The organism is Streptomyces sp. VNUA24, assembly GCF_029167005.1.
Lineage (GTDB): Bacteria > Actinomycetota > Actinomycetes > Streptomycetales > Streptomycetaceae > Streptomyces > Streptomyces scabiei.
In genome coordinates this window covers 4,059,215-4,082,707 of the sequence record NZ_CP119143.1, presented here as the reverse complement: position 1 = coordinate 4,082,707, position 23,493 = coordinate 4,059,215, and the positions used below count along the sequence as shown (strand labels likewise).

Here is a 23,493-nt window from a genome sequence, read left to right as displayed (position 1 = left end):
GCCCCTGTGTTGCTTTCCGGAATCCGTGGGGTGATCCCTTGACTACGCATGGCTGCGCATGACTGCGATTGACGCTTGAATGATCGGCGTCAGGCAAGCAGGGTACGGGCAGTCACCGCACCGCGGCTATCCAGGTCGGACCGCGAGGTGCACCACGTCCGGAACTCCCCGGGCAACCTCGATCTCTTCGGTACGCACCTGTTGGAACCCGGCATTCCGCAAGGTTTCCTCGAATTCCGGAGAAGGCTGCGCCGACCACACGGCCAGCACCCCGCCCGGCCTCAACACCCTTGCACAGCTTGCCAATCCAGCAGGTGAGTACAGGTTTCCGTTGGACTCGGAGACGGTCCAGTCGGGCCCGTTGTCGATGTCCAGGCACAGCGCGTCGAACGTGTCGGATGTCTCATTGACGTACGCCACGAGATCGGCTTCCACGATGGCCGTGCGCGCGTCCCGCAGCGCCCGCGCGGACACCACGGACAACGGGCCCGCCCGGTGCCACTCGATCACGGAGGGTTCGCGTTCGACGACCGTGATCGTTCCCCAGCGGAGGTCCGCGGCCGCGTGTGCGAGCGAGAAGCCGACGCCCAGCCCGCCGATCAGCACACTCGGCCGGGAACGGCCGTCCAGCGCGTCGAGGGCGGCGTCGACCAGCAGCCGTTCCGAGCGGCCGTCCGAGGTGTCCATCAGGAAACAGCCGTTGGCGATGATCTGCAGCAGTTCCCCGTGCCTGCGGAGCACGACCTCCCCGTAGGGGCCCTCGCGCCGGTCGATGACTTCGGGTTCGTCGGTGATGGGCATGCGTCCATCCTTACCCGTGTGCCGCGCGGGGGCCGTCGTTTTTCGGCGGCGGGCGCGGGGCGCGCACGGCTGCCGCCGGGGCGTCGCGGCTGTCGAATCGCTGTGAATCCGGGCGAGGGTGGCGGAGGTCACAGACAGGGGCGTATCGGAGCGTCGAGGGTGGGGCGAAACGGAAGGAGCGCCTCACGTTGGATGGGGAGAACCTGGAGGCCGGGGCGCGGGCGGCCGGGGCCGGGGTGCGGCCGTCGGTGAGCGGGAGCGGGCCCGTCCTCGACGGCATTCCGCGGCAGCCGGGCGCGGTGTCGGCGCGGGTGCCGGACGCGGAACGGGAGTGCGCGGGCCGCGCGGGACCCGTGATCGCCCCGGGTGCGCGCTCGCGGCTCCCACGGCCCTGGCGCCTGCTCCCCACCCCCGTCGGTACGCCCTTCACCTTCTTCTACGCCTGCGTCCTGGTGGTCACCTCGGCCGTGGCCGAGTACGCCGATCCCGCCGTGGTGCACGCGCTCCACCAGGGTTCCAGCACGGACGTGGCCCACCTGGTCCTGGCCCCGGCGCTCGTGCTGTCCGCGAGCGCGCTGTGGGTCGCGGGCGGGGTCGCGTCCCCGTACGCCGTGGCCTTCCTGCTGGTCCTGACCGCGCTGGAGCGCCGGATCGGCGGCCGGCGCACGGCCGCGGTCTTCCTGCTGGGCCATGTCCTCGCCACGCTGGCCACGGAGGTCCCGGTGGGGTTCGCGGTGGTGGCGGGCCACCTTCCCGGCAGCTCCCTCCACCGCCTCGACTACGGCATCAGCTTCGGTGTGGCGGCGTGTGTGGGCGCGTTGGCGGGGCTGCTGACGCCGTGGCTGCGGTGGCCCCTCCTGCTGCTGTTCTCCGGCATGCTGCTGGACGACCTGATCGCCTACACGGACCCGATGACGAACTGGGGGCACGTGCTGTCCCTGGCGATCGGCGTGGCGACCTGGCCACTCGTACGCCACTGGCGACGGACGGACCGGGACCGCCGGGGGGCCGAGGCGGAGGACGGCTGTCGCCCGGATCCGCGCTGACGCCCGTGGCTCCCGGTTCGGGTGAGGCCCCGTCACTCCGGGGCCGTACGAGGGGCCGTCGCGCCGGGGATGGGCGGGCATCCGGCAAGTCCGGGCCGTGCGGGTGTCCGTCGACCTCGGCTCGCGTGCAGGCCCCTGGGGCGAGGCGGGCCCCGTCGCCCCGGCCGGTGCGCCCGCCCGACGACGTGGGACGCCGGGCCCGCGTGGACGAACGGCCATGCGGGAGTCCGTCCCTCCGGCGCCGGCGCCACCTCGCCCCAGGCCCACCCCCCCGCGACCTCCGTTCCACCCCCTTCCCCGCCCCGCTGATCGCCCACAGCGAACGTCTCCTCCCCCGGGGAACATTCCTCGGCTCATGTGCATTGAGTCGGCATAGCTCAACTTGACTGCCGAGGGAGAGATCATGGCTTCGACGTCCGCACCGCTCACCCTGCCCGTGTTGCCGCTCGACGGGGAGGTCGTGCTGCCGGGAATGGTGGTGCCGCTGGACCTCAACGACACGGATGTACGGGCCGCGGTGGAGGCCGCGCAGGCGGCGGCGCGGGCCGAGCCCGGGAAGCCGAAGGTGCTGCTGGTGCCGCGGATCGACGGGGCCTACACGGGCACCGGTGTGCTCGGGACCGTCGAGCAGGTCGGACGGCTGGCCGACGGCGACCCCGGCGCGCTCATCCGCGCGGTGCGCCGGGTGCGGATCGGGGCCGGGACGACCGGGCCCGGCGCCGCCCTGTGGGTCGAGGGCACGAGCATCGACGAGAGCGTGCCGGAGCCGCTGCCCGGCCAGGTCGCCGAACTCGCCAAGGAGTACAAGGCCCTCGCCACCAGCTGGCTGCGCAAGCGCGGCGCCTGGCAGGTCGTGGACCGGGTCCAGGCGATCGACGACGTGTCCGCCCTCGCCGACAACTCCGGATACTCGCCGTTCCTCACCACCGAGCAGAAGATCCAGCTCCTGGAGACCGGCGACCCCGTCGCCCGGCTGAAGCTCGCCACCCAGCAGCTGCGGGACCACCTCGCCGAGCAGGACGTCGCCGAGACCATCGCCAAGGACGTCCAGGAGGGCGTGGAGAAGCAGCAGCGCGAGTTCCTGCTGCGGCGCCAGCTCGAAGCCGTCCGCAAGGAACTGCGGGAACTCAACGGCGAACAGGACGGCGAGGAGTCCGACGACTACCGCGCGCGTGTCGAGGCCGCCGATCTGCCCGAGACCGTACGGGAGGCCGCGCTCAAGGAGGTCGACAAGCTGGAGCGCTCCAGCGACCAGTCCCCCGAGGGCGGATGGATCCGGACCTGGCTCGACACCGTGCTCGAACTCCCCTGGAACGAGCGGACCGAGGACGCGTACGACATCCGGGGCGCCCAGCGGGTGCTCGACGCCGAGCACGCCGGGCTGCAGGACGTGAAGGAGCGCATCACCGAGTACCTGGCCGTCAGGAAGCGGCGTGCCGATCGCGGGCTCGGGGTCGTCGGCGGGCGGCGCGGCGGTGCCGTGCTCGCGCTCGTCGGGCCGCCCGGCGTCGGCAAGACCAGCCTCGGCGAGTCCGTCGCGCACGCGATGGGGCGCAAGTTCGTCCGGGTCGCGCTCGGCGGCGTACGGGACGAGGCGGAGATCCGCGGGCACCGGCGTACGTACGTCGGGGCGCTGCCCGGGCGGATCGTGCGTGCCATCAAGGAGGCCGGGTCCATGAACCCCGTCGTCCTGCTCGACGAGATCGACAAGGTCGGCTCCGACTTCCGGGGCGACCCGGCCGCGGCCCTGCTCGAAGTCCTCGACCCCGCCCAGAACCACACCTTCCGGGACCACTACCTGGAGGTCGAGCTGGACCTGAGCGACGTCGTCTTCCTCGCCACGGCCAACGTGCTGGAGGCGATCCCCGAGGCCCTGCTCGACCGCATGGAGCTGGTCCGGCTGGACGGGTACACGGAGGACGAGAAGGTCGTCATCGCCCGGGACCACCTGCTGCCCCGTCAGCTGGAGCGGGCCGGGCTCGGCGCCGACGAGGTCGTCCTTGACGAGAGCGCGCTGCGCAAGCTCGCCGGCGAGTACACGCGCGAGGCGGGTGTCCGCAACCTGGAGAGGTCCGTGGCGCGGCTGCTGCGCAAGGTCGCGGCCCAGCACGAACTGGGGCGGCGCGAGCTGCCGTTCACGGTCACCGACGGCGATCTGCGCGCCCTCATCGGGCGTCCGCACCACGTGCCCGAGTCGGCCCAGGACCCGGCGGAGCGGCGGACGGCGGTGCCGGGTGTCGCGACCGGGCTCGCGGTCACCGGAGCGGGCGGCGACGTGCTCTACGTCGAGGCGTCCCTCGCCGACCCGGAGACGGGCGCGGCGGGACTGACGCTCACCGGCCAGCTGGGTGACGTGATGAAGGAGTCGGCGCAGATCGCGCTCTCCTTCCTGCGCTCGCACGGCGCGGAACTGGAGCTGCCCGTCGCCGACCTCAAGGACCGGGGCGTGCACATCCACTTCCCGGCGGGCGCGGTCCCCAAGGACGGCCCGAGCGCCGGCATCACCATGACGACGGCCCTCGCCTCGCTGCTGTCCGGGCGGCTGGTCCGCACGGACGTGGCGATGACGGGGGAGGTGTCGCTGACCGGACGGGTGCTGCCCATCGGCGGGGTGAAGCAGAAGCTGCTCGCCGCGCACCGGGCCGGTGTCACCACCGTCATCATCCCGAAGCGGAACGAGGCGGACCTCGACGACGTGCCCGCCGAGGTCCTCGACAAGCTCGACGTCCACGCCGTCACCGACGTCCGGCAGGTCCTGGAGCTGGCGCTCGCCCCGGCGGGGGTGGAGGTGCCGGTGGCGGCGTAGCGGCGGGCCTGAAAAGCCGGGGCGCAGCCCCGGCTTTTCAGGGGCGCGGGGAACTGCGCGACCAGCCCCGCCGGACCCGCGGGCGACCTGGACGGTGTGCCGCCCCGACCTGCGAAATACTGACCCGCAGGTACCGGACATCGGAAAGCGGGAGCGCTGACGTGCACGACGAGGGCGGAAACGGCGACGGCGGCGGTCTCGGGGCCGATGTGCCGGCGGGCGCCATGGACCAGGCGTTCCTGGCGCTGGAGCGGGAGTTGACGGTCCTGCTGCGGCGCGCCCGCGCCAAGTCCGGGGAGATGGCCCGTGCCGTCCACCCCGACCTGGAGTCCGCCGCCTACGGCCTCCTCGCCCGCCTCGACGAGGCCGGCCGGCTGCGCGCCACCGAACTCGCCGCCTACATCGGCGTCGGCAAGGCCACCATGTCCCGTCAACTGCGCGCCCTGGAACACCTCGGCCTGATCGCCCGCGAACCCGACCCCGCCGACGGCCGCGCCTGGCTCGTCCACCTCACGGAGGAGGGCCGGGCCCGGTTCCGTGCCGTCCGGGACGCCCGCCGGGTCGCCTACGTACGGCAGCTCGCGGGCTGGGACCGGGACGAGGTGGCCCAACTGGCCCATCTTCTGCACCAGTTGAACCGCGGCGTGGAGGGCTGAGCGGCGCGGGCCGCCCTCACTCCCGCACGAACACCACGCTCGCGTCGTCGTGCCGCTTGGCGCGGCCCAGGAACGCGCGGTCCACATCGGTGGATTCGAGTTCCCGCACCCGCCGCACCAGACCGTGCGCCCCCACCTTGCGGACCAGGGTGAGGCAGGCCGTCCAGTCGCCCTCGCGGAACGTCTCCACCCAGCGGCTCGCCCCGTCCGTCAGGGCGAGGAGCGACCGCACCTCCGCCCGGGGGACGGCCCCCGTCACCGCCCGGGCCGCCACCGCCGGATCGGCGGCCGCCGTCCAGAAGCCGCCCTCACGGTTGCGCACGGTCGAGTCGACGATCGCGGCCGTGGCCCGGGCGGCCGGGGGCAGCAGGGACAGCCGGTCGTCCAGGACGGCCGTCACCGTGCCGTCCGTCCGTTCGAGCAGCAGGGCGGAGTCCGACAGCACCAGGTACTCCACGGCCGTCGGCGACCAGCGGGCCAGGGCCACTGTGGCCTGTGGTGTGCGTGGGTGAGAAAGGTCACAGGTTTGGACGTGGGCCCGGGCGGTACGGGAGATGGCCTGTGAGAGCACGTCGGACAAGGGCGAATCCCGCTCCGAAACGGACAGTTCGGTCAGGGTGCCGCCGAGGCGGGAAGTGAACCATGCGACCGAATGTCGACAGCCGAAGTCGTCGGGCGGTGGCGTCACGCCGTCCAGCACGACGAGGGCGCCGCCCTGTCCCCCCGCGGGCAGGGCCACCGACGCGAAGTCCTCGTTGGGGCGGAGGGGGTCGCCGGGCTCCGAGACCAGTTCGGTGCGCATTCGGCCAGTCTGCACGAGCCCGTCACGGGATTCGTGGGAGGCCGGCCACGGTCGCCGCACGACCCGGACCCTCCCCGGGGACCGCCGGGTTTGGCATGGAATGATCGTGAGCGGTGAAGCGCGGCGGCGAATACTGTCAAAGCGCGTCGCCGACGTCCAACCGGCCCGACGTGCGGGGCATCGCCGCGAGCCGGGGGAACTTGCTCGCCAACTCCCCGGCGATGTTCACTCCTTCGGGTGGCGGGACGGATGATGCGGGACCGCTGCCCACCGGCACTGGGAGGGTCGGGAGCCGTACCGGGGGGACGGCCGTATTTGACGAGTTGACGGATCGTCACCCGGGCCCATGGGTACACGAGTCAGGAATGCGAGCACCGGTGCAGAAGACGCGGCCTCGGCGCGCAGACAAGCAGGCAGCCTCCAAGGCCCCCGCGGCCTCCCCGAACCAGCAGGGGACGGCGCAGGCCCCGGCCGTCGGCACCGGGCGGAAGGCTCACGTACGCAACCGGCTCATCGTCGCCGTGGCCGTCGTGGCCGCCGCCATAGCGGGTGCCGGGGCGCCCTCCGTCCTCGCCGCCTCGGAGCAACTGCACGACACCCAGAGCCTGGTCACCCTCGCCGGGCAGACCCAGGAGACGCTCACCCTGGCGCACGCGCTCGCCGACGAGCGCGACGAGGTCACCGCGTACATCGCCGCCGGACGGCCCGCGTCGGCCGAGCCCAGCAAGCAGCGCAGCGACCGCGTCGACACCCAGGTCGCCGAGCTGCGCGCCGACACCGGCGGCTCCGCCGCGCTGCGGGAGACGGTCGAGAGCGCCGAGTCCATCGCCGCCGTACGGCAGGCGGCGCTCACCGGCAAGAGCAGCGCGCTCGAAGCGCACACGGCGTACACCGCCGTCGTGGGCGAACTCCACGCCCTCGCCGAGGAGCTGGCCGAGCGGCTGCCGCCCCGCGCCGGCGGCGGCGCCCACGCGCTCGCCGAACTCGACACCGCCGTCCAGCAGGCCGCCGCCGCCCGCGGACTGCTCGTCGCCGCGCTCAGCGTCCCGAAGACCACCGAGACGGTCATCGACCCCACCACCGGGCTGCCCACCACCACGACCGGTGTCTCCGCCGCCGACGAGAAGCAGCGCGACGCCCTCACCGCCGCCGCCCAGCAGGCCCGTGTCCGCTCCGACGCGGCCCTCGCCCAGTTCCGCGAGACCGCGCCCGCGGCCGGCCGCTCCTCGTACGACGCCACGGTCACCGGCCCCGAGGCCGCCGCCGCCGACACGTACCTGGCCGACCTCACCGACCAGCCCACGCTCTCCGCCCGCGAGGCGGGCACCGGCGTCAAGAAGGTCGACGCGGCGCTCTCCGCCCGCGTGGACCTGATGCGCGGCGCCGAGTCCTCCCTGTACGACCGGCGCACCAAGGACCTCGCCCAGCTGCGCGACGAGGACGTCACCGCGCTGGAGATCCGGGTCGCCGTGCTCGGCGCCCTGATGCTCCTCGCCGTCGGCGTCGCCACCGGCATGGCCCGCTCCCTCACCCGCCCGCTCGCCGTGCTGCGCATCGGCTCCGCCCGGGTCGCCAAGGACCCGGCGACCGAGGAACCGGTCAAGTTCACGGGACGCAACGACGAGTTCGCCCAGGTCGTACGCTCCGTCAACGCGCTCCACGCGCACGCCGTCGCCCTGCACGAGCGGCTCGCGCCCCTGGAGGGCGACCGCAAGCACCTCATCGGCCAGCGCCAGACGATGGCCGACGACCGTGACCGGCTGCGCGCCGAACTCGCCGACGCCACCGCGCACCTGACGAAGGTCCGGCACAGCGTCCACGCGACCTTCGTCAACCTCGCGCTGCGCTCCCTCGGCCTCGTCGAACGGCAGCTCGCCGTCATCGAGTCGCTGGAGGAGCGCGAGCAGGACCCCGACCGGCTCGCCACGCTGTTCAAACTCGACCACTTCGCGACCGTCATGCGCCGCCACAGCGAGAACCTCCTCGTCCTCGCCGGTCACGAGCACGTCCAGCACCACGCCGGCCCCGTCCCGCTCGTCGACGTCGTCCGCGCCGCGGTCAGCGAGATCGAGCGCTACGACCGCGTCCGCATCGGCGCGCTGCCGCCGGGCGCGCACGTCGCCGGGTTCGCCGCCGACGACCTCAGCCACCTCGTCGCCGAACTCCTGGAGAACGGCACCTCGTTCTCGCCGCCGGAGACGACCGTCGAGGTCTCGGGCCGGACCACGGGGGACGGCGAGATCACGCTCTCCGTCCAGGACGGCGGCATCGGCGTCGCCCCCGACCGGCTCGCCCGGCTCAACTCCCGCCTCGGCGACTTCGACCCCGAGGCGCCCTACGAGCAGGAGGACGGCCAGGGTCTCGGACTCGGCCTGTACGTCGTCGCCCGCCTCGCCCACCGGCTCGGCACGCCCGTACGGCTCCAGCCGCACGGCTCGGGCGGCACCCTCGCGCTCGTCGTCCTGCCCAAGGCGCTGCTGGCCCCCACGCCCGCCGTGCCCGTGGGAACCCCGGCCTCGCTCACGCCCTCGCTCTCCCTGCCGGGTGCCGAGGCAGAGGCCAACGCGAACGTCCTGCCCGGCCGTTCGGTCGCCGTACGCCAGCCCGAGGGCGACGGCGACCCGCTGATCGAGGCGGCCGAGCGGGCGCTGCTGGCGAGGGAGGCCGTGGGGACGGCCGCCGAAGCCGCCGAGACCACCGGGAACGTCGTACCGGAAGACGACGAACCCGGCGCCGGCCCTCTGACCGGGGCCGAGTCCGTGTCCGAGACGACGATGGAGCTCTTCGCTCCGGTGACCCCGGGGAAGGGCACCGGCGAGGAGAGCGACGACCCCGTCGCCGCCGACGGCACCGACGCCGACGATCCGGACACGATCGAACCCGACACCCACGAGCGAGCCGCCGACGAAGGGAACGCGGCGCGCGCGACGGAGGTGTCACGGGCCGGGACGGAGGGGCCGGGGAACGAGGAGACCCCGCGCCTCACCGACAAGGGTCTGCCCAAGCGCACACCCAGGATCACCGCGCCCACGCCCACGGCACCCCCGCCTCGCGCCGGGGGTGTGAACGCCGACGAGCTGCGCCGTCGGCTCGGCGGGTTCCACCAGGGTGCCAAGGAGGGGCGCCGCGACGTCGAGGCGGAGATCGCCGAGCAGTCGGGCGAGACGCGGATGCCCGCGGCCGTCGAGTACCGGACAGAGGCAGTTGACACCACGGGGGGCACTTCCGAGGAGGAAAGCAGTTGACCGCGCCCATGACCTTCGGACTGAGCAGTGAAGCCCGCAACCTGCACTGGCTCCTGACCAACCTCGTCGAGGAGGTGCCGGGACTGCTGTCGGTCGCGGTGGTCTCCTCCGACGGCCTGCTGCTGCTCTCCTCCGACCCCGGCAGGGTCGCCGAGGCCCGCCGGGCGCCGCAGGAGCGGACCCAGGGCCCCCGGGGCTCCGCCGCCGACCTGGCCACCATCGTCTCCGGCATCGGCAGCCTCACCATCGGCGCCGCCAAACTGATGGAGTCCGGCGCGGTCAAGCAGACGATGGTCGCGATGGACGCCGGCAGCCTCTTCGTGATGTCGATCAGCGACGGCTCGCTGCTCGGCGTGCACGGCGCCCCCGACTGCGACATGAGCGTGGTGGCGTACCACATGGCGCTCTTCGTGGGCCGCGCCGGCCACGTCCTCACCCCGGAACTCCGCAGCGAACTCCGCAAGTCCCTGGAGGCCGAGGGGGCCGGGAGCCCGCGATGACCGGCGGCCAGAGCCAGGGACCGGCGCACGGGCCGGGCCACAGAAGGAACAGGACGCGCGCCCACGAACCCGGCAAGCCGAAGCGGCCGGGCCCGCCGAAGGGCGCGAGGAAGCAGTCCGTGAAGCTCCCCGTGCGGGGCGGCGACCGCAAACCCGCCCGCGTACGCCCCTACTCGCTCACCGGCGGCCGTACCCGCTTCGGCCACGTCCTGCTCGTGGAGACGTTCGTCGCCGTCCTCGAAGCCCCGGCCGGGGGACCCGCCCACCTGCCGGGCGGCGGGGCAGGTTCACCCCAGCCCAAGGTGATGCCCGAGATGCGGGCCATCGTCGAACTCTGCCGCCGCATGCGGACGGTGGCGGAGATCTCCGCGCTGCTGAAGATGCCGCTCGGTGTGGTCCGCGTCCTCCTCAGCGATCTCGCGGACCAGGGAAAGATCCGTGTGTACGGAACAGGTCACGGCCCGGGACAGCCGGACCGCGCTCTGCTGGAAAGGGTGCTGAGTGGACTCCGCCGTCTCTGACGCCGCCTCGGCCGGCGTCACCCCCGACGCCCCGGCCGGCGTCACCCCGGGCGCCGACGACGACGCCCCCCGCGTCGAGGTCGACGCCGACGCCTTCCGTGTCGACGCCGACGCCGTGCGCGCCGGGCTCGGCGCACCCGGCGTCGATGTGGACACGCCCCCGCCCGGGGGCTACGCCCGCGCCGCGTCCCGCGGTCTCGACCGGCTCGCCGACACCGTGGCGAGCGAAGCCGGGCCCGAGACCGAGGAAGAGCTGAAACCCTGGCAGTCCGACCTCAGCCGGGCCCCCATCGCCACGAAGATCGTGGTGGCGGGCGGCTTCGGCGTCGGCAAGACCACCTTCGTCGGCGCGGTCTCCGAGATCACCCCGCTGCGCACCGAGGCGCTGATGACCGAGGCCAGCGCCGGCACGGACGACCTCTCCGCGACACCGGACAAGCTCACCACCACCGTGGCCATGGACTACGGCCGTATCACCCTCGACGACGACCTCGTCCTCTACCTGTTCGGCACGCCCGGCCAGGAGCGGTTCTGGTTCATGTGGGACGACATGGTGCGCGGCGCGATCGGCGCCGTCGTCCTCGCCGACACCCGCCGCCTCGACGACTGCTTCCCCGCGCTCGACTACTTCGAGAGCAGCGGGCTGCCCTACGTCGTCGCGGTCAACGTCTTCGACGGCAGTGTGCGGTACGAACCCGAGGACGTCCGGGAGGCGTTGACCGTGCCCGCGCACGTACCTGTAATGATCATGGACGCACGCAAGCGGGCCTCCGCGATGGAGACCCTGCTGGCGCTGTGCGGGCACGCGATATCCCTCAGCCCCGAGTAGTCCCTCCCGCACGGGAGCGGCACACGGGACGCCACGGACGAACCAGGAGACCTGTCCGGATGCGGAAGATTCTCGTCGTCGGAGCCGGCCAGTCCGGGCTGCACCTGGCCCTCGGCCTCCAGTCGCACGGGTACGAGGTCACCCTGATGTCCAACCGGACCCCCGACGAGATACGCGCCGGCCGGATCATGTCCACGCAGTGCATGTTCGACTCGGCGCTGCGCCACGAGCGCGACCTCGGCCTGAACTTCTGGGAGGCCCAGGCCCCGAGGATCGAGGGCGTCGGTGTCTCCGTCGCCGGGCCGGACGGTGAGCGCGCCGTCGACTGGGTCGGCCGGCTGCGCGGGTACGCGCAGGCCGTCGACCAGCGGGTCAAGATCGCCGGCTGGCTGGAGACCTTCGCCCGGCGCGGCGGTCAGCTGGTCGTCCACGGCGCCGCGGTCTCCGACCTCGACTGGTTCTCCCGCGTCTACGACCTCGTGCTCGTCACCGCCGGCAAGGGCGAACTGGTGCGGATGTTCGCCCGCGACGCCGCCCGCTCGCCCCACACCGAGCCGCAGCGCTCGCTCGCCGCCGTGTACGTGCACGGCCTGCGCCCGCGCCCCGAGCACCCGGAGCTCGACGCGGCCCGGTGCAACCTGGTGCCCGGCCTCGGCGAACTCGTCGTCCAGCCGGTCCTCACCACCTCCGGCCGGGCCGACGCCCTGTTCTGGCTGGGCCTGCCCGGAGGTCCGCTCGACGTCTTCGACGGCGTCCGCGGCGCCGAGGAGCAACTCGCCCTGACCCTCGACCTGATGAAGCGGTACGTCCCCTGGGAGTACGCGCGGGCCACCGGGGCCGAGGTGACCGACGCGGGAGCGGCCCTGACCGGCCGCTACACCCCCGTCGTCCGGAACCCGGTCGCACGGCTGCCCGGCGGCGTCCCGGTGCTGGGCGCCGGGGACGTCGTCGTGGCCAACGACCCGCTGACCGGCCAGGGCGCGAACGCGGCGACCAAGTGCGCGGCCGTCTACCTCGCGGCGATCCTCGACCACGGGGACGGGGAGTTCGACGAGGCGTGGATGCGGCGGACGTTCGAGCGCTTCTGGCAGGTCGCGGGGCCGGCCACCAAGTGGACCAACACCATGCTGGCGCCGCCGGCCGGGCACGTGCTGGAGCTGGTGGACGCGGCCGAGGGGCTGCCGGTGGTGGCGGATCGTTTCGCCAATGGGTTCGACGATCCGGCGGACTTCGAGGGGTACTTCTACGAGGCGGAGAAGACCCGGGCGTATCTCTCCGAGGTCTCCGGCGGGTAGCCGCCTCCCCGCGCGCCCGTCCTAGAGGGGCGGGAGCTTCGGGGCTTCGGCGCCGGCTGTCCGCTCCGACTTCCTGAGACCGTCCAGCTGGGCCGGGGTGAGGGAGGCGAGGAGTTCCTCGATCTCGTCCAGGCGGTCGGACGCGGTGCCGTGCTCCCTGCTCTGCCGCTCGGCGAGGGTGAGCTGACGGTCGAGGGCCACGCGGGCCCTGCGGGCGAGGGCGGCGGTGTCCTGTTCGCCGCGGGCCAGCCGCTCGACGGTCCCGGCGCGCTCCCGGGCCACCTGCCCGATCACATGCCCCTGCTCCAGGGCCCGCCGCGGGTCACCGGTCATCAGCAGACGTACGTACGGGGAGAGCGCGGTGCTGCTGTTCTGGTACTGCTGCCGGGCCAGCCGGCCGGCCGCGCCCCGGCTGTCGTACAGGGCCAGCCGGGCCCTCGCGAGCCGCCGGTCGAGGCCCGCGACCACGGCCCGCTGCCTCGCCAGCTCGCGGTCGGTCGCGGTGTACGCCTCGGCGGCCTCCTCCGACTCCCGGTACAGGCGCCGCAGATCGGTGAGGAGATCGGCGACCGGGCGCTCGCCGGGCGGTTCCGGCGCCGTCGCGACCGGAGCGGGGGCGGCGGCGAGGAGGGCGCCGGCCGTGAACACCGTCACCGTCGCCGTACCGACCAGACGCAGCAGCCTTGCTGACATGTCGTCACCTCCCGTGCGCGGGTGGGCCGTCCACCTCGCACCGGCAGGATGGGAGGAGCCGGGGGAGGGCGCGCGCCGGGTGGACCGTTCGCCGCCCGGGTGTCACTCGTCGGTGGGGCCGGGGCGCGCGGGCGGCGTGGCGGACGGCCGCGCCGGGGAGCCCGGCCTCGACCAGGGCCATCGGGGGCGGCGGCTCGGGTCGGCGTCGGGGGCGTACTCGTACTTCCACAGCTGGTGCACGAAGCCGCCCCGGCCGGCGTCGACCCGGCGGTAGACCAGCACGGTCGGCGGGCCGCCCGCCGCGTCCGGGACCGGAACCCGGTACGTCTTCGGGGGGTGCCCGGTGATGCCGAGCAGCACGGGCAGGACGCGCCCGTCCAGGGGGCCGCCCACGAAGGGGGTGTCTTGGCTCTTCACCGGACCAGTGTCACAGCAGGTGGGCCGCGTCGCCGACGACGGGCAGGACACGGCGGGCCAGCGCGCCGACCGCGCCCGCGGAGGTCTCGACGGACAGGGCCCGCCGGACGGCGGCGGCGGTCTGGGGGTCGCGGCCGGCGGTCGCGGTGAGGCAGGCGACGAACTGCTCCACGAGCCAGTCGCGGAGTTCGCCGACGTCCGGCTGTTTGCCCTCGTCGAGCCAGATGAGGGAGGCGGCCTCCACGGACGTGATCCACATCCGGACGGTCATCCGCAGCCGCAGGCCCGGCTCGGCCACCTCCAGATGCCGCAGGATGTGCTCGGCGGCGGCGCGCCGGACCCCGTCCACGATGGCCGTGGCCCGGGAGGTCTCCACGACACTGCCGCCCTGCAGGAGGGCGCTGAATCCGGTGGCGTGCCCGTCCACGAAGGTCAGGTAGCGGTCGAGAGCGCGGGCCAGGCGGCTGGTGAGGGGGCCCTCGGCGGGCTCGTCGAAGCAGTGCTCCAGCTCCTCGGCGGCCGACCGCAGGGCCGCCTCGTAGAGCTGCTGCTTGCCGCCGGGGAAGTAGCGGTAGACGAGGGGGCGGGAGACACCGGCCGCCTCCGCGACGTCGTCGAGGGAGACGTCCTCCGGGGCGTGGTGCGCGAACAGCTCCAGCGCGGCGTCCAGCAGCTGGCTGCGCCGCTCTTCCACGCTGAGCCGACGGTACGCGCGGGTGGGGGCCTCGGACGTCATACCTCGCAGGGTAGTCGGGGGTGCGGGGGGTGCCGTGCGGTTCGCGTCAGGGGGTGGGGGTGCGGGTTCGTCGGCGGGTGCGGGTGGGTGGGGCTTCTCGCGCAGTTCCCCGCGCCCCTGAAAAGCAGGGGCTGCGCCCACTGCTTCTCAGGCCCGCAGCGCCGGTGGCTTTCAGGCCCGCAGGGCCTGGGCTCTTAGGGGCGCGGGGAACTGCGCGACCAGCCCCCACGCACCCGCACCCGCTCACGCACCGAAACCCCCCACCCCCTACCGCGCCCGTCCGGAAACGCTCACGCCAACAACCCCGACGACCGCCACATCCGCCGCCCCACCCCCTGGAGCACCCCGATGTCGTCCAGGAAGTCCGTCAGCTTCTTCGCCCCGGTCTGCATGATGTCCCGCCGATGCGCACTCGCCCGCACCTGCGCGAGCGCCACCCGCCGGTCGAGGCCGACGTTCGTGTAGACCTCGGGGTTGATGAACGCCACCGCGAAGACGCGGGCGAACTCCCCGGAGGTGACCCGCGTGAAGCTCCGGGACAGCCGCGGAGCGGTCACCATCTGGCGCCGCAGCTCCTCGCGGGCGTAGCGCACGTGCCGGGCCTCCTCGACGACATGGATCCGGGTGACGCCCCGCACGAGCGGCTGGACGCGCTCGTCCGGGAAGGTCAGCCGCTGCATCCAGTCGAGGATCTCCTCACCGAGGAGCGTGGAGGTGAACGACCCCGGGGTCGTCGAGATCGTCTTGAACAGGCGCCCCAGATTGTGGTGCAGCCGGCTCACCGGGTAGTAGGGGGTGCCCCCCTTGCTGATCAGCCGGGCGAACATCTTCGAGTGCCGGCACTCGTCCTCGATCTCCGTCAGCGCGTACCGCACGTGCGCGCTGGTCGCCGCCTTGTCGTAGATGTGCCGGACGAGCAGCTGCATGAGGATGATCTCGAACCAGATGCCGAGGGAGGCCAGCGCCGCCGCCTCGTGCTGGGACAGCGCGATCCGCTGCTCCTCGGACATCCTCCGCCACATCGGCGTGTCGTACAGGGACACCAGCTCCGGCGGCCAGAACCACTTCCCCTCCTCGAAGGGGGCGTCCCAGTCCAGCTCCTTGTCCGGGTCGAAGGAGTGCTTCGCGGAGGACACCAGCAGCCGCTCGGCCACCTGTTCCCGGTCCTTGAGGAGCCCGAGCGCGTCGCGCAGCACCTCCGCCTCCGACACCGGGTTCGTCGTGTTCACCGAGGGCACCGTGGTCATGGCTGTCGCAGCTCCTCGCAGGGAAGTCCGTGCCGTTACCGGCGGTCATCGCTTATGAGACTACTTGTCAGCAAGGCCGTCAATCCTTTGCGCGCCACTTGTCGACGGCCGACGGACCGAACGGCCGGTTCCCCGCCGGGACGGCGGGTGCAGTAGCGTGCTGGCGTGTCCATGCCTCCACCGCACCCCCAGCAGCAGCCCCAGCCGTACGGTCAGCAGCCCCAGCACCCCGGCCCGTACGGACAGCCGTACCCGCCGCAGCAGCAGCCGCAGCCCTATGGTCAGCAGCCGTACGGCCAGCCGTATCCGCCGCAGCAGCCCGGTCAGCCGCAGCCCCAGGGATGGCAGCCCCCGCCGCCGCCGAAGAGCCGGGTGGGTCTCGTCCTCGGGATCGTCGGCGGGGTCGTGGCGCTCACGGTGGTCGTCGCGGTGGGGCTGTGGGTCGTCGGTACGCAGAGCACGAGCGGGTTCCCCGAGGCCGAGTACAAGCTGGCGCTGCCGAAGACCGTGCTGGACGACGAGTACAAGCTCGCCCGGGACCTGTCCGACTCCTCGGGCAAGCAGGTGGCCGACGAGGCGGAGGGCGCCTGGGACGCCCGGGACGTCAAGGCCGCCGTCGGGCAGTACACCGCGGCGGACGGCTCCCAGGGCGCCCTGGTCGTCTCGGGCATGTACGGCCGGTTCAAGAACACCGACGCCGCCCGCGACAACATGCTGAAGGGCGCGGCCGAGGTCGACTCGATCACGGTCGCCGTGCAGCCCCAGGACTTCACCCCCGGCGACTCGGGCCTCACCGTCAGCTGCCAGGTGGTCACCCAGAAGCAGGCCGGCAGCGAGATCACGTACCCGATGTGCGCCTGGGCCGACGGCAACACCGGCGCCTCCGTCGCGGAACTTGGCGCGGCGAGCGTCGGCCAGGACCCCTCGAAGGTGGACGTCGAAGCATTCGCGGAGCGGACCCTCGACGTCCGCTCCGAGATCCGGCAGCGGATCAGCTGACGCGGCGGATCAGCTGACGGCGGCGTCCGGCAGGAGCGGCGCCGCCGGTCCGGCCGGGAACGGCGTGCGCAGGGTGAACGCGTACGGCGTGGGGCCGTGGGCCCGGAGGTGGAGGAGCCGTTCCTCCGCCTCGGCCACGGTGGGTCGGTGACCGGCGGGCACCCACCACAGGGTGGCCATCGCCTCGGCCACCTGCTCGAACCACTCCCGCCTGCGGGCCAGCAGCTCCCGGTGCCGTCCCTGGTACATGAAGGCGGTGAGGGTGTCGGCGTCCTCCCACACGGACATGTTGACGATCAGCCACTCGTCACCGAGAACGGGGACGTCCGTGGCGTTGCCGGAGTCGCTCTGCAGGCGCCAGACGAAGCCGGCGGAGGAGTCGGCGACCGCGTTCACGGGATCGAGCCCGTCCACGAAGTCCTTCAACCGCGGTGAGTCCAGCGGGGCTTTGAGGCGGGCGATGTTGACCTGGGCGAGTTCGTACGCGGCGGTGGTCATGCCCGCACGATAGGTGGGGCGACTTCCCCCGTCCCACCCGTTTTCGCCGTCGTCAGCCGTCGTCAGCCGTCGTCAGCCGTCGTCAGCCGTCGTCAGCCGTCGTCAGCCGGAGCCCCCGAGCACCGCCCGCATCACCTCCCGCGCGATCGGCGCCGCGTCCCCGCCCCCGCTGATCTCCCCCCGTACCGCCTCCGCGTCCTCCACCACCACCGCCACCGCCACCTCGGGTTCGGGCGCGCCGTCGGACTGGGCCCAGCCGACGAACCAGGCGAAGGGGGTCCCGGAGTTGCCGATGCCGTGCTGGGCGGTGCCGGTCTTGCCGCCGACGGTGGCCCGGCGCAGGGCGGCGTTGGCGCCGGTGCCGTCCTCGACGACGCCCCGCATGAGGTCGCGCAACTGCCGCGCGGTGCCCGGACCCATCGCGCGCCGGAGGGTGCGCGGGCCCGCGCCGGCGACCGTGCGCCCGTCCGCCGTGGTGGTGCGCTCCACCAGGTACGGCGACGGCACCGAACCCCCGTTGGCGACGGCCGCCGTGACCAGGGCCATCTGCAGAGGGGTGGCCCGGGTGTCGTACTGCCCGATGGAGGAGAGCGCGAGCTGGGCCCGGTCCATCTCGGTGTCGAAGGTGCTGGGCGCGACCCGGAACGGGATGCGCGGGCCCGCGTCGTCGAAGCCGAACGCACGTGCCGTGTCCGTCATGGAGCCGAGGCCGACGTCCACGCCCAGCTTCGCGAAGACCGTGTTGCAGGACCACTCGAAGGCGTAGCGCAGGGAGGCGTTCTCGCAGCCCTCGACCTCGTTGGAGAGGGACGTCCTGGTGCCCGGCAGGGTGTACGGGGCGGGGGAGCGGGTGGGCGCGTCGACGTCCGTGACCACCCCGGCGTCCAGCGCGGCGGCGGCCGTCACCACCTTGAACGTCGAACCGGGCGGATAGGTCTGCCGCACCGCCCGGTTGAGCATCGGCCTGCTCGCGTCCCCGTTGAGCCGTGTCCACGCCGCGGTCACCTCGGGGCCGTTGCCGGAGAGCACGGCGGGGTCGTACGAGGGGCGTGAGACCAGCGCCAGGACGCGCCCGGTGGCCGGTTCGAGCGCGACGACCGCGCCCCGGCGCGCGCCGAGCCCGAGGTAGGCCGCGCGTTGGGCCGCGTCCCGCAGGGTGGTGACGACCTCGCCGCCGGCGTTCTGGTCGCGGGTGATGTCGTTCCACAGGGGGAGGAAGGAGAGCAGCGGGTCGCTGCCGTCCAGGAGGGAGTCCTCCGCGTCCTCCAGGAAGGTCGTGCCGTACACCTGCGAGGCGAAGCCCGTGACCGGCGCGTACAACGGGCCGTCCCTGTAGGTCCGTTCGAAGCGGAGCTGCTCGCCCGTGTCCTTCGAGCCGGTGACCGGGCGTCCCTCGACCACGATGTTCCCGCGCGGCTGGCTCCATCGGGCGATCACCGGGCGGCGGTTGGCGGGACTGTCGTCGTAGGCCCGGGACTGGAAGACCTGGACGCGGGTGGCGTTGACGAGGAGCGCGACCAGCAGCAGGGCGCAGAGGGCGGCGGCGCGGCGGATGCAGGTGGTCATGCGCCGAGGACCTCCGGGCCGGTGTTCGGGCCCGCGGGGACGGGCATGGTGCCGGCCTGCCGCCTGGCCGAGTCGCTCATCCGGATCAGCAGGGCCACGATGATCCAGTTGGTGACGACGGAGGAGCCGCCCTGGGCGAGGAAGGGCATCGGCATGCCGGTGAGGGGGATGAGGCCGGTGACACCGCCCGCGATCACGAAGACCTGCAACGCGATGATCGAGGCGAGACCGCTGGCCAGGAGACGGCCGAAGGGGTCGCGCAGGGCGAGGCCGGTGCGGAAGCCGCGCTCCACCAGCAGCGCGTAGAGCAGGAAGATCGCGGCGAGACCGGCCAGCCCCAGTTCCTCGCCCGCGGTGGCCAGGATGAAGTCGGACTTGGCGGCGAACCCGATCAGGACGGAGTGGCCGAGGCCGAGTCCGGTGCCGAGCACCCCGCCCGCCGCGAACGAGAAGAGGGACTGGGCGAGCTGGCCCGGACCCTGACCCGCCTCGATCGACGCGAAGGGGTGCAGCCAGTCCTCGACCCGGCTGTGCACATGCGGTTCGAGCCAGCCGACGGCCACCGCGCCCACGCAGGCCAGCAGCAGCCCCACCGCGATCCAGCCGGTGCGGCCCGTGGCCACGTACAGCATGATCACGAACAGTCCGAAGAACAGGAGTGAGGTGCCCAGGTCCCGTTCCAGGACCAGGACGCCGACGCTCAGCAGCCAGATGGTGACGATCGGGCCGAGGACCCGCCCGGTGGGCAGTTGGAGGCGCTTGAAACGCCAGATCCGGCGCCCGGCGTACGCCAGCGCGTTGCGGTTGGCCGCGAGATAGCCGGCGAAGAACAGGGCGAGCAGCACCTTCGCGAACTCGCCCGGCTGGAGGGAGAACCCGGCCAGCCGCACCCAGATCCGGGCCCCGTTGACCGGCGGGAAGAGGATCGGCAGCGCCAGCAGGGCGAGCGCGGCCACCACCGAGACGTACGCGTACCGCGCCAGCACGCGGTGGTCGCGCAGCAGGGCCACGACCGTGATGAACAGCGCCATCCCGAGCGTCGACCAGTTCAGCTGCGCGGGCGCCGCCTGGTCGGCCGGGGTCTCCAGGTCGAGCCGGTGGATCAGCACCAGGCCCAGGCCGTTGAGGAGCACCGCGATCGGCAGCAGCAGCGGATCGGCGTACGGCGCCCGCAGCCGCACCGCCAGATGGGTCAGCAGCGCGAGCACGCCGAGCCCGGCGCCGTAGTCGCCGGCGCCGGGCGGGACGGTGCCGTTCTTCGCCAGACCGACGGCGCAGTAGCCGGACACGGAGAGCAGGACGGCCACGACGGTGAGGGCGAACTCGACGCCTCGGCGCCGGAGCGGGCGTACGGCGGGCGGGGACGGGTCCGAGGGACCCGCCGCCAGGGTCGTTCCGGCCTTGGTGGTCATGCCCGGAACTTACCTAAATGAGATGTCTTGCGGGTCTTGTCGCTCAGGCGCACGTGCGTGGCGTTTTGAAGGCGTCGATGTAGTGGGCCGATCCCCAGGCCCAGGTGCCGTCGACCAGCAGGTACCACTGCCGGGTGCCGCCGACGCTCTGGCCGTCGGCCCGGCAGTAGATCTTGACGATCTCGCCGTGGCGGGCGACCCGGACGACCGCGCCGCCGCGGGTCGGCGCGCTGCGCAGGATCAGGCCGGTACGGGCGACGACCTCGCCCTGGACGATCTGCTTGCTCTCGCGGGGGTCCTCCTGTCCGGCACCGGCGGCGGGAGTCGTGGCCGCGAACGCCACGAGAGCGCCACCGGCAGCCGCTATACCGAACCGCATGAGCAGAATCCGCAGGGACATCTGATGCTCCTCCAGGAAAACGGGGCGAATCTGACTATCCGCCACGCTAGGAGGAGGTCGGGCGGGGCGCCTTTCGCGATGGGCCATCGGAGAAACGACGCTCTCGGGGGAGCGGGGCCAAGTCGCCGCGCACGGCGGCCCCGCGGGCCCTGCCCGGGCAGGGGTGCGGCCCCGTCCCTCAGGGGAGCGGGGTCCTCCGTCCTTTGGGGCGTCGGGACCTTCGTCCTTCAGGGGCGTGGGGACCCCCGTCCTTCAGGCGCGCGAGGACCCCCGTCCTTCAGGCGCGCGGGGATCGCGCGGTCAGTCCCCGTCGGCCGGCAGTCGCAGAACCGCCGAAGCGCCCCCGTCCGCCGCGTTCTCGAACCGCAGCCGTGCTCCGAGCACCTCCGCCTGCCCCACCGCGATCGTCAGCCCCAGCCCATGTCCCTTGCGGGAACCCTCCGTACGGAACCGCTGCGGCCCCTCGGTCACCAGATACTCCGGAAACCCGTCCCCGTGGTCCCGCACGGTCACCACGGCCCCCTCGGCCGTCGCCTCCACCGTCACCACCACCGGAGGCCGCCCGTGCTTGTGCGCGTTGGCCACGAGATTGCCCAGCACCCGCTCCAGCCGTCGCCGGTCCGTCTCCACGCACGCGTCCTCCACGACCCGGACCTCGGTGTCGCCGCCGGCGTGCGCGGCCACCCGCCCGGCCAGCACCCCGAGGCGGATCGCGTCCACGTCCAGCCGCTCGCCGCCCGCGTCCAGCCGCGAGATCTCCAGCAGGTCCTCGGTGAGCGTCCGCAGCGCGGCGACCCGGTCGCGCACCAGCTCCGTCGGCCGCCCCGGCGGCAGCAGTTCGGCCGCCGCGTGCAGCCCGGTCAGCGGCGTCCGCAGCTCGTGCGCGACATCCGCGGTGAACCGCTGCTCGCCGACCAGCTTGCGCTGCAGCGTGGACGCCATGGTGTCCAGCGCGGCGGCCACGGCGGCCACCTCGTCCCGGTACCGCGACGGGTCCGTCGTACGGGGGTCGTCGACCCGGGCGTCGAGGTCGCCCGCGCTGATCCGCCGGGCCACCTGCGAGGTCGTGCGCAGCCGCCGGGTCACCCCGGTGACGCCGAGCGCGCCCACGGCCAGCGTCACCCCGATGGCCAGCGCCGAGGAGCCCAGGATGGCCCGGTCGAGGTTCTCGATCGTGGCCGCGCTCTGCGCGTAGTCGATCCGCACGGCCAGGGTGCCGCCGTCGGCGGGCGCGGCCGCCCACATCGCGGGGAGCCCGTCGGCGCTCCCGACCATCGTGCCGCGCCGCCCGCTCACCGCCAGCTCGCGCAGCGGCCCCGGCAGCGCCCGCGCGTCGAGGGCGGAGTCGGGCGGCAGCCGGTTCCCCGCCTCGTACGCCCGCACCGCCCCGTCGAGCCGGGCGAGCGCGCGGGAGCGGGCGTCGCTGACGGTCCGGTCGGTGACGGACACGTGCACGAGCGCGCCGAGCAGCGCCGCGAGCCCGCAGCACATCACCGTGATGAAGGCCAGCGCCTTCCAGGTGAGCGAGGAGACCCAGCGGCGCAGGACGAACCGTTTCCGCGCGGTCCGCTCCGCGCTCATCGCGGACCGCCGGACGACGAGGGACGGGCGGTGGCGGCCGGTGCCGTCGTCGCGCCGCCGGGCGACGGGCGGGCCGGTCCGCCCACGCGCAGGATCTCGTCGCGGGTGAGCAGCATCGCCTGCTGCTCCTCGTCCCAGCTCCACTGGGTGCGGTACTCGTAGCCGACGATCGCCGCGGGGGAACGGATGATCACGGTACGTCCGGCCAGCTCCACCGCGAGCACCGCGTCGTCGCTCGCCAGCACCTGCACCAGCCGGCGGTCCCGGAGCGTGTACATCCGCACCGCCGTCTGGTTGCCGGGCAGCAGCCGGAAGCCGAGCACCAGGTCGTCATGGCCGTCGCCGGTGAGGTCCCGGTAGTAGGCCCGCAGGACGGGGCACTCGGCGCGGTCCCCGTCGCCCTCGCAGTCCGCCATGCGTGCGGTGGTGCCGCCGTAGACCGCGTCGGGCCCGGAGTACATCTCGGGATGCGCGGCGATCTCGGCGCGCACGACGGCCACCGGGTCCACCTCGTGGACGTCGCCGCCGGGGACCTCGACGCCCTTGACGACCTCCGTCTCGGCCTCGCCGTAGTCGTAGGCGGGGGAGGAGGCGGGCGGCTCCCCGGGCCACAGCCGGGTCGGCCCGCTCGCCGTGGGCGTCGCGCCCGCGCTCACCAGACCCCCGGAGTCACCACAGGCCCCCAGCAGCAGGGAGGCGGCCACGGCGACCGACGCGAGGACGGCCACACGCGCGGCACGGCTGGGCACACTGGGCACCACGGGGCTCCTGGGGGCGTCGATACGGTCCAGTACACCCTATTCGTGCGGAAGTCCCGTGTCCGCGTCCGGCCGGGCGTACCGCGTCCAGCGTCCGGACAGGGCGTACCGCGCCCTGGGCCCGGGCGGACGGGCCGAGCCCGCCCGCTACTCGGCCAGCTCCTCCAGTAGCCGTACCGTCGGCAGCCCTGTGTGCAGATACTCCACGAACAGCTCGTTGTGCAGCGCCCACGGTGAACGGCGGGTGCGGATCAGCCGGATCGCCTCCTCGGCGGAGTGCCCGTCGCGGATCAGCGCGTGCGCCACCACCAGACCGGACCGGTTGTACCCGCTGTAGCAGCGCACGAGCACCCGCTTGCCGTCCTCCAGCGCGTCGCACGCCGCCTGCGCCAGCCGCATCACACCCGCCAGCTGCGTACCGTCCAGAGGCCCGTCCGGGATCGGCCACACATGGTGCTCCACGCCGTCGTCCGGCCCGTACCCCGGCAGCCGCAGCAGGGTCAGCACCAGATCGAACTCGTCGCGTACGACCGCGAACTCGATGTCCCCGGTGCCGGTCCGCCCCGCGAACTCGTGCCCGCCCATCCACAGCCCGGGCACGATCTCGCTCCACGGTTCGCCCGGAGCGGGCACACCCGGTTGCTTCCTGCGCGTCCGCAACGGCGCCTCCCCAAGCCCCTGACGA

At 73.4% G+C, this 23,493-nt stretch carries 22 protein-coding genes; 9 read left to right on the top strand and 13 right to left on the bottom strand.

Annotated features, from left to right (window positions below):
- Positions 1-126: 126 nt before the first annotated feature.
- Positions 127-801, bottom strand: a complete 675-nt coding sequence (locus PYR72_RS17050) for a spermidine synthase (protein ID WP_275456134.1) — start codon at positions 799-801, stop codon at positions 127-129.
- Positions 802-989: 188 nt separating this feature from the next.
- Here PYR72_RS17050 and PYR72_RS17045 point away from each other — a divergent pair, with 188 nt between their 5' ends.
- From PYR72_RS17045 to PYR72_RS17035, 3 genes are all read left to right on the top strand, one after another.
- Positions 990-1,847: a rhomboid-like protein gene (locus PYR72_RS17045; protein WP_275456133.1), complete on the top strand. Its 858-nt coding sequence runs from the start codon at positions 990-992 to the stop codon at positions 1,845-1,847.
- A 403-nt stretch (positions 1,848-2,250) separates the two neighbouring features.
- Positions 2,251-4,653, top strand: a complete 2,403-nt coding sequence (gene lon / locus PYR72_RS17040) for an endopeptidase La (RefSeq protein ID WP_275456132.1) — start codon at positions 2,251-2,253, stop codon at positions 4,651-4,653.
- 161 nt (positions 4,654-4,814) lie between these two features.
- A complete protein-coding gene (locus tag PYR72_RS17035; RefSeq protein ID WP_275456131.1) occupies positions 4,815-5,309 on the top strand; it encodes a MarR family transcriptional regulator in 495 nt (164 codons plus the stop codon).
- A 16-nt stretch (positions 5,310-5,325) separates the two neighbouring features.
- Here the strand turns inward: PYR72_RS17035 and PYR72_RS17030 are convergent, their stop codons facing one another.
- A complete protein-coding gene (locus PYR72_RS17030; protein ID WP_275456130.1) occupies positions 5,326-6,111 on the bottom strand; it encodes a protein phosphatase 2C domain-containing protein in 786 nt (261 codons plus the stop codon).
- 377 nt (positions 6,112-6,488) lie between these two features.
- Here PYR72_RS17030 and PYR72_RS17025 point away from each other — a divergent pair, with 377 nt between their 5' ends.
- The 5 genes from PYR72_RS17025 (at position 6,489) to PYR72_RS17005 (ending at position 12,501) form a co-directional block, all read left to right on the top strand.
- A complete protein-coding gene (locus tag PYR72_RS17025) occupies positions 6,489-9,356 on the top strand; it encodes a nitrate- and nitrite sensing domain-containing protein (protein ID WP_275456129.1) in 2,868 nt (955 codons plus the stop codon).
- Positions 9,353-9,856 (top strand): roadblock/LC7 domain-containing protein, encoded by a 504-nt coding sequence (locus PYR72_RS17020; protein WP_275456128.1) that lies wholly within the window; start codon positions 9,353-9,355, stop codon positions 9,854-9,856. The genes PYR72_RS17025 and PYR72_RS17020 overlap by 4 nt, the downstream gene beginning before the upstream one ends.
- Positions 9,853-10,377 carry a DUF742 domain-containing protein gene (locus tag PYR72_RS17015; RefSeq protein WP_275456127.1) on the top strand — a complete coding sequence of 175 codons (525 nt, stop codon included), beginning with the start codon at positions 9,853-9,855 and terminating at the stop codon, positions 10,375-10,377. The genes PYR72_RS17020 and PYR72_RS17015 overlap by 4 nt, the downstream gene beginning before the upstream one ends.
- A gap of 217 nt (positions 10,378-10,594) precedes the next feature.
- A complete protein-coding gene (locus PYR72_RS17010; RefSeq protein WP_275460434.1) occupies positions 10,595-11,206 on the top strand; it encodes an ATP/GTP-binding protein in 612 nt (203 codons plus the stop codon).
- Between the two features lie 59 nt (positions 11,207-11,265).
- The gene (locus PYR72_RS17005; protein ID WP_275456126.1) at positions 11,266-12,501 is read left to right on the top strand and encodes a styrene monooxygenase/indole monooxygenase family protein; all 1,236 of its coding nucleotides are present in this window, start codon (positions 11,266-11,268) and stop codon (positions 12,499-12,501) included.
- A 21-nt stretch (positions 12,502-12,522) separates the two neighbouring features.
- On the opposite strand, the gene PYR72_RS17000 is transcribed toward PYR72_RS17005, so the two are convergent.
- From PYR72_RS17000 to PYR72_RS16985, 4 genes are all read right to left on the bottom strand, one after another.
- Positions 12,523-13,194: a hypothetical protein gene (locus tag PYR72_RS17000; RefSeq protein WP_275456125.1), complete on the bottom strand. Its 672-nt coding sequence runs from the start codon at positions 13,192-13,194 to the stop codon at positions 12,523-12,525.
- Between the two features lie 102 nt (positions 13,195-13,296).
- On the bottom strand, positions 13,297-13,611 hold the full coding sequence (locus PYR72_RS16995; protein ID WP_275456124.1) for a hypothetical protein: 315 nt from the start codon (positions 13,609-13,611) through the stop codon (positions 13,297-13,299).
- Positions 13,612-13,621: 10 nt separating this feature from the next.
- Positions 13,622-14,347 carry a TetR/AcrR family transcriptional regulator gene (locus PYR72_RS16990; RefSeq protein WP_275456123.1) on the bottom strand — a complete coding sequence of 242 codons (726 nt, stop codon included), beginning with the start codon at positions 14,345-14,347 and terminating at the stop codon, positions 13,622-13,624.
- A 290-nt stretch (positions 14,348-14,637) separates the two neighbouring features.
- Positions 14,638-15,594, bottom strand: a complete 957-nt coding sequence (locus PYR72_RS16985; RefSeq protein WP_210533598.1) for a diiron oxygenase — start codon at positions 15,592-15,594, stop codon at positions 14,638-14,640.
- Between the two features lie 171 nt (positions 15,595-15,765).
- On the opposite strand from PYR72_RS16985, the gene PYR72_RS16980 reads away from it, so the two are divergent.
- Positions 15,766-16,593 carry a hypothetical protein gene (locus PYR72_RS16980; RefSeq protein ID WP_275460433.1) on the top strand — a complete coding sequence of 276 codons (828 nt, stop codon included), beginning with the start codon at positions 15,766-15,768 and terminating at the stop codon, positions 16,591-16,593.
- A 9-nt stretch (positions 16,594-16,602) separates the two neighbouring features.
- Here PYR72_RS16980 and PYR72_RS16975 read toward each other — a convergent pair whose 3' ends face one another.
- From PYR72_RS16975 to PYR72_RS16945, 7 genes are all read right to left on the bottom strand, one after another.
- The gene (locus tag PYR72_RS16975; protein WP_275456122.1) at positions 16,603-17,091 is read right to left on the bottom strand and encodes a DUF3291 domain-containing protein; all 489 of its coding nucleotides are present in this window, start codon (positions 17,089-17,091) and stop codon (positions 16,603-16,605) included.
- A gap of 102 nt (positions 17,092-17,193) precedes the next feature.
- Positions 17,194-18,657, bottom strand: a complete 1,464-nt coding sequence (locus PYR72_RS16970; protein WP_275456121.1) for a penicillin-binding transpeptidase domain-containing protein — start codon at positions 18,655-18,657, stop codon at positions 17,194-17,196.
- A complete protein-coding gene (locus PYR72_RS16965) occupies positions 18,654-20,069 on the bottom strand; it encodes an FtsW/RodA/SpoVE family cell cycle protein (protein ID WP_275456120.1) in 1,416 nt (471 codons plus the stop codon). Before PYR72_RS16965 ends, PYR72_RS16970 begins: the two co-directional genes overlap by 4 nt.
- Before the next feature lie 43 nt (positions 20,070-20,112).
- On the bottom strand, positions 20,113-20,469 hold the full coding sequence (locus tag PYR72_RS16960; protein ID WP_275456119.1) for an SH3 domain-containing protein: 357 nt from the start codon (positions 20,467-20,469) through the stop codon (positions 20,113-20,115).
- Between the two features lie 300 nt (positions 20,470-20,769).
- On the bottom strand, positions 20,770-22,050 hold the full coding sequence (locus tag PYR72_RS16955; RefSeq protein WP_275456118.1) for a HAMP domain-containing sensor histidine kinase: 1,281 nt from the start codon (positions 22,048-22,050) through the stop codon (positions 20,770-20,772).
- The gene (locus tag PYR72_RS16950) at positions 22,047-22,811 is read right to left on the bottom strand and encodes a hypothetical protein (RefSeq protein ID WP_275456117.1); all 765 of its coding nucleotides are present in this window, start codon (positions 22,809-22,811) and stop codon (positions 22,047-22,049) included. Before PYR72_RS16950 ends, PYR72_RS16955 begins: the two co-directional genes overlap by 4 nt.
- Before the next feature lie 144 nt (positions 22,812-22,955).
- The gene (locus PYR72_RS16945; protein ID WP_275456116.1) at positions 22,956-23,468 is read right to left on the bottom strand and encodes a dual specificity protein phosphatase family protein; all 513 of its coding nucleotides are present in this window, start codon (positions 23,466-23,468) and stop codon (positions 22,956-22,958) included.
- Positions 23,469-23,493: the final 25 nt, after the last annotated feature.